The organism is Streptomyces sp. N50 (assembly GCF_033335955.1).
Taxonomy (GTDB): domain Bacteria; phylum Actinomycetota; class Actinomycetes; order Streptomycetales; family Streptomycetaceae; genus Streptomyces.
The window spans coordinates 8,755,828-8,769,866 of sequence record NZ_CP137549.1 but is presented as its reverse complement, the minus strand read 5'-3'; the positions used below and the strand labels follow the sequence as shown (position 1 = coordinate 8,769,866).

10 protein-coding genes and 1 pseudogene are annotated in these 14,039 nt (G+C 71.4%); 9 read left to right on the top strand and 2 right to left on the bottom strand.

Annotation, left to right across the window (positions count from 1 at the left end; all coding sequences use genetic code 11):
- Positions 1-137 precede the first annotated feature (137 nt).
- Together R2B38_RS38865 and R2B38_RS38860 are read left to right on the top strand one after the other, a co-directional pair.
- Positions 138-1,517 (top strand): flavin monoamine oxidase family protein, encoded by a 1,380-nt coding sequence (locus tag R2B38_RS38865; protein WP_318020499.1) that lies wholly within the window; start codon positions 138-140, stop codon positions 1,515-1,517.
- 36 nt (positions 1,518-1,553) lie between these two features.
- Positions 1,554-2,039 carry an SRPBCC family protein gene (locus R2B38_RS38860; protein WP_318020498.1) on the top strand — a complete coding sequence of 162 codons (486 nt, stop codon included), beginning with the start codon at positions 1,554-1,556 and terminating at the stop codon, positions 2,037-2,039.
- Positions 2,040-2,092: 53 nt separating this feature from the next.
- On the opposite strand, the pseudogene R2B38_RS38855 reads toward R2B38_RS38860, so the two are convergent.
- A pseudogene (locus R2B38_RS38855) lies at positions 2,093-2,715 on the bottom strand (TetR/AcrR family transcriptional regulator).
- Positions 2,716-2,919: 204 nt separating this feature from the next.
- Here R2B38_RS38855 and R2B38_RS38850 point away from each other — a divergent pair.
- Genes R2B38_RS38850 through R2B38_RS38840 form a run of 3 tightly spaced genes read left to right on the top strand, consistent with a single transcriptional unit; the run spans position 2,920 to position 6,556 of the window.
- Positions 2,920-4,269 (top strand): flavin-containing monooxygenase, encoded by a 1,350-nt coding sequence (locus R2B38_RS38850; RefSeq protein WP_318020497.1) that lies wholly within the window; start codon positions 2,920-2,922, stop codon positions 4,267-4,269.
- Positions 4,266-5,147 carry an SDR family oxidoreductase gene (locus R2B38_RS38845; protein ID WP_318020496.1) on the top strand — a complete coding sequence of 294 codons (882 nt, stop codon included), beginning with the start codon at positions 4,266-4,268 and terminating at the stop codon, positions 5,145-5,147. Before R2B38_RS38850 ends, R2B38_RS38845 begins: the two co-directional genes overlap by 4 nt.
- Entirely contained in the window at positions 5,144-6,556 is a 1,413-nt protein-coding gene (locus R2B38_RS38840; RefSeq protein ID WP_318020495.1) for an aldehyde dehydrogenase family protein, read from the top strand. Before R2B38_RS38845 ends, R2B38_RS38840 begins: the two co-directional genes overlap by 4 nt.
- A 15-nt stretch (positions 6,557-6,571) precedes the next feature.
- Here the strand turns inward: R2B38_RS38840 and R2B38_RS38835 are convergent, their stop codons facing one another.
- Positions 6,572-7,651: an AraC family transcriptional regulator gene (locus tag R2B38_RS38835; protein ID WP_318020494.1), complete on the bottom strand. Its 1,080-nt coding sequence runs from the start codon at positions 7,649-7,651 to the stop codon at positions 6,572-6,574.
- Positions 7,652-7,783: 132 nt separating this feature from the next.
- On the opposite strand from R2B38_RS38835, the gene R2B38_RS38830 reads away from it, so the two are divergent.
- The 4 genes from R2B38_RS38830 (at position 7,784) to R2B38_RS38815 (ending at position 14,037) form a co-directional block, all read left to right on the top strand.
- Positions 7,784-8,974, top strand: a complete 1,191-nt coding sequence (locus R2B38_RS38830) for an MFS transporter (protein ID WP_318020493.1) — start codon at positions 7,784-7,786, stop codon at positions 8,972-8,974.
- 87 nt (positions 8,975-9,061) lie between these two features.
- Positions 9,062-10,666, top strand: coding sequence for a metallophosphoesterase family protein (locus tag R2B38_RS38825; RefSeq protein ID WP_318020492.1), 1,605 nt, complete (start codon positions 9,062-9,064; stop codon positions 10,664-10,666).
- 629 nt (positions 10,667-11,295) lie between these two features.
- Positions 11,296-12,609 (top strand): MFS transporter, encoded by a 1,314-nt coding sequence (locus tag R2B38_RS38820; RefSeq protein ID WP_318020490.1) that lies wholly within the window; start codon positions 11,296-11,298, stop codon positions 12,607-12,609.
- A 51-nt stretch (positions 12,610-12,660) separates the two neighbouring features.
- Positions 12,661-14,037 (top strand): Fic family protein, encoded by a 1,377-nt coding sequence (locus tag R2B38_RS38815; RefSeq protein ID WP_318020489.1) that lies wholly within the window; start codon positions 12,661-12,663, stop codon positions 14,035-14,037.
- Positions 14,038-14,039: the final 2 nt, after the last annotated feature.

Here is a 14,039-nt window from a genome sequence, read left to right as displayed (position 1 = left end):
GTCACGCACACTTCGCCCGGCACAAGGCCAGCTCACAGCCCATGTTCACCCGACAAAAACATTCGACCTTGTCGACTGACCATGTCACATGTAAGTTGTCCGGCATCCCCTTCAGCGCCATGAACCGAGGAGCGCCCATGCCCCGTACGCACAGCACACGAGTCGACGTCGTCGTGATCGGCGCCGGACTGGCCGGACTCACCGCGGCGCGTGAACTCGTCGCCGCGGGCAGGTCCGTGGCCGTCCTGGAGGCCCGTGACCGGGTCGGCGGGCGGCTGCTCAACCACGACCTCGGCGACGGTCAAGTGACCGAGATCGGCGGGCAGTTCGTGGGCCCCACCCAGGACCACGTCCTCGCGCTGGCCAAGGAGGTCGGCGTGGCCACGTACGAGGCCGCCGTGCCCGGTGACCGGGTCTACGTCCGCGACGGCAGGGCCAGGCGGTTCGCGGGGCACACTCCCCCGGACCTCCTCGCCCTCCCCGACATGGGCATCGCGCTGGCCCGCATCGGCCAGGCCGCGGCCAAGGTGCCCCCGGCCGCTCCGTGGCGGTCCCCCAACGCCCGTGACCTGGACGGCATGACGTACGAGACCTGGTTGCGCAAGGCCGAACTCACCGGCGACGCCGTCGACTTGGTCAACATCTTCCTCAACTCCGCGTACGGCGGCGAGGCGCGCGACGCGTCGGCGCTGTTCAGCCTCTGGTACGTCTCGACGTTCGGCGACGAGCTCCACCCGGGCACCATGGAGCGCGGCACCGGCACCTCCGGCGGCGCCCAGGACAGCCGGTTCGTCGGCGGCTCGCAGCTCGTCGCGACCCGGCTGGCTGAGGAACTCGACGGCCGCGTCCACCTGTTGGCCCCCGTACGGCGGATCAGCCAGGACGCCGGTGGCGTCACCGTGGTCTCCGACGCCGGCGACTGGCGGGCCGACCGGGTCGTCGTCGCCGTACCGCCGCTCCTCGCTTCGCGCATCGTCTGGGACCCGCTGCTGCCGCCGCAGCAGGACCAGCTGTTCCAGCGGCTGCCGTTCGGCACGCTCATGAAGTGCGTGGCCGTCTACGACACCCCGTTCTGGCGGGCCGAGGGACTGTCCGGCATGGGCCTGCTGCGGGGCGGTTCACCGATCCGCGAGATGTTCGACAACTCCCCGCCGGACGGCGGACCGGGCGTGCTCATGGGATTCCTCGGCGGCAAGGAGTGGCGCAAGTGGGCCCACCGCCCGGCGGGCGAGCGCCGTGGCGCGGTGCTGCGCTCCTTCGCCCGGGTCGTCGGGGAACGGGCCTACGACACCGTCGACTACGTGGAGCAGGACTGGACCGCCGAGCAGTGGACCCGGGGCGGCCCGACGTCCGTCGCCGCCCCCGGAGTGCTGACCGAGTACGGGGAGTGGCTGGGCCGGGCGTTCGGGCGCGTGCACTGGGCGGGGTCCGAGTTCTCCCCGTACTGGAACGGCTTCATGGACGGCGCGGTCCGCTCCGGCCGGCACACCGCCGGCGAACTCCTGCACCAGAGCTGACGTACGCGATCCCGAAGAAAAGAAGGAGAACCCCGCATGACCAGGTTCCACGTCACCGAACACGCCGTCGTCGACGCTCCCGTCGAGCGCGTCTGGGAGGTCGTCTCCCGCACCGACCGGTACGCCGAGTGGGTCGCCGGCGCCATCGAGGTCACCGACCACCACGGCGTCGCCACCCTGGGCAGGACGTACGCCGAGCGCAACCGCACCCTCGGCCCGCTGCGCACCGCCTCGGTGTGGACGGTGGTGGAGATCGACCCGCTGAGGCGCCGCGTCGACACCGGGGTCGGGTTCGCGCCGCTGAAGGACGTGACCAGCGTCTTCGAGTTCGAGCCGACCCGGAACGCGGACGGGAGGGAGGCCACGCGGATGACCTACCGGGTGGAGTACGTCATCGGTCTCGGACCGGTCGGACTCCTCCTCGACCGGATACAGCGACCGGGCATGCGCGCGAACATGCGCACCTCCATGGCCGGCCTGAACACCCTGATCCGCTCCGAGACCGTCGGCGCGCACGGCTGACCGGCCACACGCGAAGGGCGCCCTCGTACCGTACGAGGGCGCCCTTCGCCGCGTCAGCCCAGCGGCACGGGCACCAGCTCCAGCCGCCCGCCCGCCATCGCCACCACGGCGGCCACGAAGGCCTGGAGGCAGGTGCGCTCGGCCTCCTCGTCGGGCAGCGCGAGGTGTTGCAGCATGAGCCCGTCGAAGCCGGCGAGGAAGAACCGCGCGATCGCGTCGACGGGCTGGGCGAGGGGTTGGCCGGTGCGCTCGGCCGCCTCGGTGATCAGCTTCGCGGTCACCACGGTCACCCCCGGTAGTGGGCTTCGAGGGCCTCGCTCAGAGCGGGCGAGCGGAGCGCGAACATGGTCAGTTCCGTGAGGAGTTGATGGCTTTCGGGCTGCTCACGCACCGTCCGCCACAGCGCGGCCACCAACGCGCTCGCCGTCTCCTCGAACCCCCCGTCGGCCGGCGCGGCCCGCTCGACCTGCGCCACGAGATCCTCCGTGAGCTGCTCCATCACCGCGAGGTACAGCCCTTCCTTCGTACCGAAGGTGTAGTGCACCGTGGCCTGGGCGACCCCCAGCTCGGCGGCGATGGCACGCGTGCTGCCGGCCGCGACCCCTTCCCTCGTCATGAAGTCGATGGCCGCTTTGATGAGCTGGGGGCGGCGCTCGGCCGCGGAGACGTGAGCCATGGCCCCATCATACCGACTGAGTCCCACGAACAAGTCGTCCGAACAAGTCGGGAACCGCGCGGCCCGACACCCGTGACCGCGTCACGGCCGCTGAGGTCCGGTCCCTGGCCGCGCGGGTCAGTTCGCGCCGGACGGCGGGTACGTACGTTTCCTCCAACGCCCGGCGGACGGGACGAAAGCCGGGACGACAGAGGAGGCAGGCTCGTGACGGAAAGCCAGTTGGACACGTGTGTGATCGGGGCGGGGCCCGCCGGGCTGGCCGTCGCCCGGGCCCTCGCCGAGCGGAACCTGCCGTACACACATCTGGAGCGGCACACCGGGCTCGGCGGGATCTGGGACATCGAGAACCCGGGCGGGCCGATGTACGAGTCGGCCCACTTCATCTCCAGCAGGACCCTGTCCGGCTTCGGCGGTTTCCCGATGCCCGACCACTTCGCGGACTATCCGCCGCACCGGCAGATCCTGTCGTACCTGCGGTCCTTCGCCGACGCCTACGGGCTGACGGACCGAATCGAGTTCGGCGCCGGGGTGGAGAGCGTCGAGAAGAACGCGGACGGCACCTGGACGGTCGTCCGAGCCGACGGGCAGGAGAGTCTGCACGGGCAGGTCGTGGTGTGCACGGGCTCGCAGTGGCACCCCAACATCCCTGAGATTCCCGGGCAGTTCAGCGGGGAGGTCCGGCACACCGCCGGTTACCGCAGCGCGGAGGAGCTGCGGGGCAGGCGGGTGCTGGTCGTGGGCGCGGGGAACTCCGGCTGCGACATCGCCTGCGACGCGGCCCGGACGGCCGACCACGCGGTGATCAGCATGCGGCGCGGCTACTGGTTCATCCCGAAGCACCTGTTCGGGCGCCCGGTGGACACCATCGCCAACAGCGGTCCGCACCTGCCGATGTGGCTGGCGCAGCGTGTCTTCGGCGGCCTGCTCCGGATCGTCAACGGCGACCCGACGCGCCTGGGCCTGCAGAAGCCGGAACACAGGCTCTTCGAGACCCACCCCGCGATCAACTCGATGCTGATCCACCATCTCCAGCACGGCGACATCACCGCCCGGCCCGGCATGGCCCGCGCCGAGGGCAGCACCGTGCACTTCACGGACGGCACGAGCGACGACTTCGACCTGATCCTGCTGGCGACGGGCTACGTCCACAAAGTCCCGGTCGCCCAGCGGTACTTCGGCGACGAGCAGCATCCCGACCTGTATCTGTCGTCGTTCTCGCGGGAGCACCGGGGCCTGTTCGGGATCGGGTTCGTGGAGACCAACTCCGGCGCCTACCAACTCTTCGACAGCCAGGCCCAGTTGATCGCCGGGTATCTGAACGACGCGCGCCACGGTCTGCCCAACGCCGAGCGGTTCACCCAGATGATCCGCGCCGACCGGCCCGACCTCTCCGGCGGACTGAAGTTCGTCGCCTCACCGCGTCACACCGGGTACGTCGACAGCGGGGCGTTCGTGAAGTACCTCGGCAAGGTCGCCCGCCGGATGGGCTGGCGCACCGAGGGCCAGGCGCCGCCGGTGCGGCCCGCCGCCCGCCGCGTCGAGGCAACGGCATGAGCAGCAGGTTCGACTTCACCGACAAGGTCATCCTGGTCACCGGCGGCGCGGGCGGCATCGGCAGCGCGCTGTGCCGGCGTTTCGCGGCGAGTGGCGCGCGCTGTGTCGTCGTGGACATCGACGGGGTCCGCGCCGAGAAGGTGGCCGCGGAACTGCCCGGCACCGGCCACACCGGCATCGGCTGCGATCTGCTCCAACGCACCGACCTGGAGCGGCTGTTCGAGCAGGTCGCCGAGGTCTACGGCCGCATCGACGTGCTGGTGAACAACGTGGGCATGACCAGCTCGGAGCGCTTCGACGTGCGCAGCGTCGAGAGCATCGAGCGGGAGATCACCCTCAACCTGACCTCCCCGCTGGTCACCACCCGGATCGCGATCCCCCTGCTGAAGGCCTCGCGCGATGCCCGGGTGGTCACCACGGTCTCCCTCGGCGGGATCTTCCCGCTCGGCGAGACCCCGATCTACACGGCGTCCAAGTTCGGACTGCGCGGCGCGATGCTCGCCATCGGCCTCGATCTGCGCAGCAAGGGCATCCTGGCCGGGTCGGTACTGCCCTCGGCGACCGACACCCGGATGCTGCGCCAGGAGGCCGTGGACGGCGGCAACTCCCTGCAGTTCCAGGACCCACCCCAACAGCCCGCGAACGTCGTCACGGCCGTCGTGAGCCTCCTCGACAGGCCCCGCCTGGAGGCCTACCCCCGCTCCGGCGAGTCCCGTCTGGTGCGCTGCGCGATGCTCGTACCGAACCTGCTGCCCCGGATCTTCCCCCTGTTCCGCAAGCGCGGCGACCGCGGCATGGCCCGCTATCTGGAGGAACTCCGCCGCCGCGGACTGGCCCGGCAGACCGACGGACGCTGGGAGTTGGTGGAGGAGGCATGACCAGGAACGACACGCTGCACATCGTCAACCCGGCCACCGGCGAACCGATCACCACCCTCCCCGCCGCGAGCGCCGACGACGTCACCAAGGCCGCCGAACAGGCCCAACTCGCTTACGACACCGGGACTTGGTCACGCCGACCCGTCCGTGAACGTGCCGCCGTACTGCTCCGCCTGGCCGACCTCATGCAACGCGACGCCGAGATCCTCGCCCGGCTGGACAGCGAGGACGCGGGCAAGCCCATCACCGAGTGCCGTACGGGAGACGTGCCGGGCGCGATCGAGTCGATCCGCTGGTTCGCGGAGGCAGCCGACAAGGTCTTCGGCCGGATCGCGCCGAGCGGACCCGACGGCCTGGGCCTCATCACCCGCGAACCGGTCGGCGTGGGCGCGGCGATCCTCCCCTGGAACTACCCCGTGGCCATGGCCAGTTGGAAGATCGGCCCCGCCCTCGCAGCGGGCAACTGCCTCCTGCTCAAACCCGCCGAGGCGACCCCGCGCTCGGCCCTCCACCTGGCCACCCTCGCCACCGAGGCCGGCCTGCCCGACGGCGTGCTCACGGTCCTCCCCGGCTACGGCGACGAAGCCGGCGCGGCCCTCGCCCGCGACCCCCTCGTCCAGGCCCTCTCCTTCACCGGCTCCACCGCCACCGGCCGCCACATCCTCAAGGCCGCCGCCGACAGCAACTTCAAGCGCGTCTCCCTGGAGATGGGCGGCAAGAGCCCCCAGATCCTGATGGCCGACGCGCTCTCCTACGGCGACGAGCTCATCGGCGACATGATCGAGGCCGCGTTCCTGACGATGGGGCAGAACTGCACCGCCGGGTCACGGGTGTTGGTGCACCACAGCATCGCCGAGGAGGTCGTGGAGCGGTTCACGGCCGCCGCGCGGAACCTCGTCATCGGCGATCCGGCCGACCCGCGCACCCAGCAGGGACCGCTCATCGACCGCGCCGCCTTCGACCGGGTCGCCGGTGCCGTGGATGCCGCCCGGGCGGCCGGCGCCCAGATCCACACCGCGGGGCTCCCTCACGGGCTGCCCGCACGCGGCGCCTACTACCCGCCCACGGTCATCACCCGCGCCCCCGCCGAAAGCGCCGTACTCACAAGGGAGTTGTTCGGTCCCGTCGTCACCGTCGAGACCTTCGGTCCGGAGGACGAGGCGGTGCGGATGGCCAACGCCACCGAGTACGGGCTCGCCGCCTCCGTCTGGACCCGCGAGCTCGACACCGCGCTGCGGCTGGCCCGGGGCATCGAGGCGGGCGTGGTCTCCGTGAACGCGTACAGCGAGGGCGACATCACCACCCCGTTCGGCGGCTGGAAGCAGTCCGGGTTCGGTGGCGTGGAGAAGTCGACGAACGCCTTCGACCAGTGGACGCGGGTGAAGTCGGTCTGGATACGCACCCGTTGACCACCCGCTGACGGGTCACTCGCGGTGCGCCGCCGCACGGAGCAGGTGCTCCCGCAGCTGGACCGGGGAGGTGCCGTGCCAGCGGCGTACCGCGCGGCGCAGGGCGCGTTCGTCGGAGAACCCGGCTCGGCGGGCGATCTCACGCAGCGTCAACTCCGGGCGGAGCAGCAGCTGTTCGACGCGTTCCCGGCGTACCCCCTCGGCCAGTGCCTCGTACGTCGTGCCGCAGTCGGCGAGCCTGCGGCGCAGTGTGCGTTCGCTCGTCGCGTGCCGTCGCGCCTGTTCGCCGAAGGACGGGATCACCGGGAGGCTCTGCGCGAGGGACACCTCCAGGACTTCGAGGAGGTCCTGCTGGTCGGTGCGGGAGGCGAGCTGGGCGTCGAGGGTCTCCAGGGTCGAGGCGTAGGTCACCGGGTCGCGGCCGGGCATGCGGGCGGCGGCCCAGGCCGGGTCGACGACGATGCGGTCGAGCGGGGCGCGGAAGCGGACCGGGCAGCCGAACAGGGCGCCGTAGAGCTCGTGTCGGCGGGGTGGCGGTGCGGAGAACTCGACCACGCGCGGGGCGAAGTCCGGGCCGATGGCGAGCCGGGAGAGGGTGACGACGGAGGCGAACCCCTCCTCGATCAGGAAGGACGCCACGCTCGGGTCGACGGCGGGGTCGGGGAGGTCGGCGCGCAGGACGAAGGCGCCGTCCGCGCCGACTCCGGTCGACCACACGGTCATCGCGCCGGAGAGGTTCTGGTACTTCACGCCGGTCTCGATGGCGTGCCGGAGTGTGTCGGCGGCCATCAGCGCGAAGCCCAACAGGCCCCAGGCGGTGAGGTGTTGGGCTGCGCCGACCCGCAGGCCCAGCCGCTCGTCCCCGGTGAGTTCCACCGCGCGCCGGATCACCGCGCTGCCCTGCCGGTACGACACCCGCAGCGCGGCCGAGCGCATGAGGGTCTCGTCCAGGCCGACCTCGTTCAGCAGGGGCCGTAGATCGACGCCGCGTGCGTCGGCGACGACGACGAGATAGCGCAGGATGTTCGGCTGGATCGTCGCCGACGTGCTGCGGCTGGTCCCGTGCGGGTCCGCCGGGGCCGGGGCTGGGAACATCGCGCTCACCTCCTCGTGGGCGACCACCGTAAGCACGCGGGCGGCAGCGGTCGCGGGTGCTGGCCGCCGAAGTCCCCTCAACGGCCCCCGGCGTCCTGCGTCCGCCCCGCCACGGCTGACTACGGTCTGTGCATGTCAGTCAGCACTCCGGGCCGGGCCCGGGTCGGGCGCCCCGCCGACCGGGCCGGTGCCCGAAGGGCGACGACCCTCGCGTTCACCGCGCAGGGCATGTCGGTCGCCGCCGTGTACACGACCGTCCCCGCCGTCACCGAGCACCTGAAGCTGTCCCCGCTCATGACCACGGCCACGCTGGTCGGGGTGGCCCTGACGGCCGGGGTCGGCAGCTTCCTCGGGCTGGCCGCGGTCCGCGTCGCCGGGCCTGTCGCCACGGTGCGCGGGGCGCTGCTGACGGCCGCGATCGCGCTTCCGCTGATCGGCTGGGCTCCCGGTCCGCAGTCCGTCATCTGCGCGTACGTCCTCTTCGGCCTCGCGCTCGGCGGCCTCGACGTCGGGATCAACACCCGGGCCGCCGCGATCGAGCGCGCCTACGGCCGTAGCGTCTTCGGGTCCTTCTACACGGCGTGGAGCGTGGGTGGCGTGCTCGCGGCGCTGCTCACCGCCGGGGCGGCCCGGTTGGACCGGTCCGTCGGCGACGGCCTGGCGGTGCAGGCGGGTGTCCTGCTCGTCGTCGCCGTCTGCCTGCGCACCCATGCCCTTCCCGACTCTCAAGTGCCGTCCACGCAAACGCCGTTGGGGCGCCGGCTGTGGCTGCGGATCCTGCCCTTCGGGCTGGTCCTGCTCGTCGTCTACGTCGTGGACTCGACCGTCTCCGCCTGGTCGGCGGTGTATCTGCGGCAGACGCTCGGCGCGTCCCTCGCGGTGGCGCCGATGGCGTACGCGGCGTACCAGGCGGGCACGGTCGTCGGGCGGGCGACCGTGGACCGGCTGGTGCGGCGGGTCGGCACCGGTGCCGTCGTCCGGACGGCCGCCCTGGTGGTGGCGGGTGGGCTGGTGGGTGTCGCCATGGCTCCGGGGTGGCCGTTCGCCGTGCCGGCGGCGGGAGTTGTGGGGCTGGGGGCGTCGGTGCTGGCGCCGCTGTGTCTGGCCTCCGCCGCGCGGTTGCGGCCCGCCGCGTCGGAGACGGTGCTGGCCCGGCTGAACCTCTTCAACTACGCGGGTGTCGTCACCGGCGGCGCGGTGAGCGGCCTCCTCGGTTCCACCGGGGAGTTCCGGCTCGCGTACGCGGCACCGGCGGCGCTGGCGGTGCTCGTCCTGACCGCCGCCGGCCACTTCACGCGGCCTCAGGGGACATCCGGGGCATAGGAAACGAGCCAGGCAATGGGCGGGATATGGCCATCCCATGGGCATGCGGCAATCGGTCGTTCAACCGGCGCTGCCAGCGTCGCGCCCATGAACACTCCTCGTATGGGCCTTCCCGACCGGCTCGCCGACACCCTGAGCATGCCCGAGCAGCACGAGTACCTCCGCCGCGCCTTCTCCCGCCGGGGTGTGCTGCGCGGTGGCGCGGTCGCCGCCACCGGGGTCGCCCTCGCGGGCGCCACCGCCGGTGCCGCGGCGGCTGCGACACCCACGCTGGTGCCGGGTTCCGCCACCGCGAAGGTGCACGGCTCGCTGGTCGCGCCCTTCGGCAGACACCTCGCCTACGGCGCCGATCCGCGGACGCAGATGCGGGTGTCGTGGCAGGTGCCGCTCCCGGTGAAGAAGCCCTTCCTCCGCATCGGCCGCCGCCCCCTCGACCTGAGCCACCGCATACCGGCGGAGGTGCGCGACCTGTTCACGCCGGCCGGGATCGGCAAGAGCGCGGACATCGACCAGTACTACGTGCACGCCGCGTTGGACAACCTGAGCCCCGACACCACGTACTACTACGGCGTCGGTCACGACGGCTTCGACCCGGCCGACGCGGGCGCCGCGCACACCGTCTACTCCTTCAGGACCGCGCCCCGCACGCACAGCACCCGGCCGTTCACGTTCACCGCCTTCGGTGACCAGAACCCGAGTTACACCTCGATCGGCCTCAACGCCCTTGTCCAGGCGCAGAATCCGGCGTTCCATCTGCACGCGGGCGACATCTGCTACGCCGAGGAGACCGGGCACGGGCTGCCCGGTGACGCGGGCAACTACGACGCCCGCCAATGGGATTCGTTCCTCGCGCAGATCGAACCGCTCTCCAGCCGGGTGCCGTGGATGGTGGCGTTCGGCAACCACGACATGGAGTCCTGGTACTCCCCCAACGGCTACGGCGGCAACGAGGCCCGTTTCACCCTGCCCACCAACGGTTTTGACGCCACGTCAGCTCCCGGCGTCTACTCCTTCGTGCACGGCAACGTGGGCGTGGTCTCGGTCGACGCGAACGACGTGTCGTACGAGATCCCCGCCAACAAGGGCTACACCGGCGGCAAGCAGACCGCCTGGCTCGACAAGCGGCTCACCGAACTACGTGCCCGCACCGACGTCGACTTCATCGTCGTCTTCCACCACCACTGCGCCTTCTCGACCACCAGCTCGCACGCCTCCGAGGGCGGGGTGCGCGAGCAGTGGGTGCCGCTGTACGAGAAGCACCAGGTGGACCTCGTGGTCAACGGCCACAACCACGTCTACGAGCGCACCGACCCGGTCGTCCAGGACAAGGCCGTACGCACCCTGCCGATCGGCGGCACCCACGAGCCGATCCGCGGCGGTGTCGTCTATGTGACGGCGGGCGCGGGCGGCGAGAGCGTGTACAGCTTCCCGGTCGCCGACAGCTACGAGGGCCACGAGGACACGATCGACTCGGTGCCGACGTACTGGACGGGCAAGGACGGCCAGGTCACCGAGAACGTGGACTGGTCCCGGGTCCGTTACACCGGCTACTCGTTCATCCGCGTCGACGTCGAACCCGCCATGCCCGGCCGTACGACGACCCTCACCGTGCGGGCGCTGGCCGCGACCGGCGCCGAGGTCGACCGGTTCACGGTGTCCCGCAAGGCCGGCACGACCCTTCACGGCCACTGACATACCGGACCCGCACCATCGCCACGCCGTTTGCGAAGCGGCGTGCCTCGCCGGCGGTCCCGGACGGCAGCGGCCACAGCACCATGGCCCCGTCCGGGACCGCCCACCGGGTAGAACACACGAAGACGAAAGGGCGCGGCGCCGACACAAGTGCCCCGCCCTTCCCGCGTTCCCGGACAACTCTCACTTGTGCCCCACTTCGTCACCATCGCCGACTTCGGCCGGGCCGGTTCGCTCAAGGCCCTCGTGATAGCCGGGGCGGCCAACGCGTTCGGAATACACCGACTACGCCATGGTGATGGCGGGCGCCACGAAGATGCGCCCCTGAGGCGGAACGCGAAGATGTGACGGGAAATGCCGTGAATGCCTCGCCTCCCCGTGCCCTATGTGCGACAAAGTGGCGTTCTTTCTGTCTTCTGTCTTCCAGGTACGGGGAGGTGGGGCGTACGCCCTGCGGAGATGTCCGCACCGGATATGCCAAATCTCAATTGACTGCGCTATATTTCACGCCTCAACTCCCTTCGCCCATAGGCGTTTTACCACTCCCCGCCCCCGCGAATTCTTTTCGCCCTGGTCGGTACCAATCGTTTCCCCCTCCGTGATACGCCTGACTGAAAGCTTTCCATTCCGTGGCCATCACCCTGCACGAGGACCGGCCGCCCGCCGGTCGCCATGCAGCCGTTCCGTCCGGCAGCCTGTTCCGACGGATCTACGCACCGCGCACCAGCGACGCCCTGGCGTTCTCCATGTCGACGTACGCCATGCCGCTGCTGGTCCTGGCGATCACCCGGTCCTCGTCGCTGACGGGCCTGGCGTTCGCCCTGGAGTGGACGCCGCGGATCGCCGCGTTCGTGCTGGCGGGCAAGGTGGTGGACCGGCGCGGCGCCGCGATCGTGTGCTTCCTCGCCTCGCTGCTGCGCGCCCTGGTCCTCGCGGGGGCCGCCGTGGCGCTGGTGATGCTGCCGCGCGGCACCGCGGAGACGGTGACCGTGCTGGTGCTGGCCGCGGTGACCGGCACCCTCACCCAGTTCAGCTTCGTCGCCAACGAAGCCGTGGGCGCGATCGTCACCCGGCGCGCGGAGAACCGCCCCCACGGAGTGCAGTCCGTCCTCATCGGCATCGACCAGACCGCGATGCTGGTCGGCCCCCTGCTCGCGGGATTCCTGCTGCTGGTCGGCCCGGGCTGGATGCTCGGCTGCCTGACCGGGCTGTCCCTGCTCGCGGCCATACTCGGACTCCAGACCCCGCCCACCCCGCTCCGCGCCGGACGACCGGTCGGTGAACGCACCCCCGGCAGCATGCGGACCGGGCTGCGCATGCTGCGCAAACTGCCCGCCCTGCGCTGGCTGGTGGCGGGCCTGGCCTGTTCCAATCTCGCCCTCGGCCTGCTCCAGTCCGCGAGCCCGATCATCGTGGTCGAGAACTTCGGCCGCTCCTCCGCCGACGTCGGCACCCTGTGGTCCGCCGCGGCCGCCGCGACCCTCCTCGCGGTCACCTGCTGCCGGCTCGCCCTGAGCCGCATCGACCTCTGGGGTGTGGGAGTCGTCTGCGCGACCTTCGCCTCCGCGGCCTGCCTCGCCCTCCCCCAAGCCCCCTCCTACGCCGCCTACATGGTCCTCATCGCGCTGTTCATGGCGGGCGACGGCGGCCTTACGGTCGTCCTGCGCACCCTGCGCTCGCTGGTCATCCCGGCGACGGCCTTCGGCACCACGCTCTCCCTGACCATGCTGCTTCTGCTGCTGCCCTTCCCGGTGGCCGGCATCCTCGTCGCCGTCACCCCGCCGACCCACCTCGACACGGTCGTCCTGTGCTGCGCCCTCGTCCAGGCGATCGCCCTGGCCATCACCTTCGTACGGCTGCGCACGGAGCCGACGCTACGCGCGTCCGCCGACCGGCCGACGCCCGCGATGCTCCCCAACGAGCCCTCCACAAGCACACGTTGACCCTGCGCTATTTCGGTTGAACGCGGGCCGGGAGGTGGGCAGGCTTGCGCGGTGCACAGGGAACTGAACCCGCGTGATCTGGACTGGGACGAGGTGGACCCCGCGCGTCATCCCTTCGATCCCGATTCGGCGGCGGAGGTGGTGCGTTCACTCGGACCGGCCCGCCGGATACCGACCCGCCCCGACGTCGGCCACGGCGATCCCGTGCTGGGCGACTGGAGTTCGCACGTGGCGACGCCCTGGGCCGAGGCCATGTCGTACGCCCTCGCCGAGCACTACGGCGACTGGGCCGTGGGCTGGCGCTGGGCGCACGACGAAGGGGACTTCGACGGCGGGCCGGTCGGCAGCTGGTCCCGTGCGAGGTACTCGCTCACCACGTCGGAGGAGACCCTCGACCGGGTGGTCTCCGGGCTGTGCGAGTGGCGCGGCTGGCTCGAGCGGCTCGCCGATCTCTTCGAGGCGTACCCGCTGGACCTGACCGACGTGGCGGACCAGCGGATCCTGTGGGAGTGCGCCGCCCGGAACCTCATCCTCCAGGTGGTCGACCGCACCGGCGCCGGCAGTGCCTGGTACGGGCACTGCTGTCAGGTGCTCACCTGGTTCCTCAGCCGCCGGCACGTCGACCCCGATGTGGCACGGGAGTTGGTCGACGAGGCGATCGACGGCCGGTTCAAGAGCTGGACCGGCCCCGACCGGGTCCTGCTCGACGACGTCGCGGAGCGCCTCGCACTCTCGCTGCGGCCCGACGACACCGTACGGCCGCCCGCCCCCGGCCCCCTGCCGGACCATCTGCGGAGCTGGCTCGCGCTGCGCGAGACCGTGGCGTGGGAGGACGCGCCGGACGGCGGCGGGGACGAGCCGGTCGTTCCGCTGCGCGACGGCGCGGCACAGGACATGCGCGCCTTCGACCGCACCCTGTCGACCGCTCGCGGCGAGGGCCTGCTCACCGCCCTGGACCTGGTGCGGGCCGACGCGGCGCGCGGCGCCACGCTCGACTTCGAGCTGCTGCGCGGCTGGCAGCAGCACGTCCTCGGCACACCCGGACCACCGTCGTTCCGCACCCTGCCGGCCTTCGCCAAGAAGGGCCGGGAGCGCTACGGCATCGGCCCCGACACCCGTGAACGCCTCGACGCCTGCCTGGCCGAGAGCACACGGGACGCCGACCGCCCCCTCCCGCTGACCGCGCGGGCCGCCCGCGTCTGTCTCGACGTGTGCTTCTTCCATCCCTTCGACGACGGCAACGCCCGCTCCGCCTTCCTCGCCCTCGTCTTCGTCCTCGCCCGCGAAGGTGTCGCCCTGGACTCGGTCACCCTCCTCCGCCGTATCAGCCACGCGGCCGACAACCCGCAGAGCGGGATGATCATGTGCCGGTACGTCGACATCCACCTCACGGAGACCCGGCGCCGCGCCGCCTCAACCACCGTCTGAAT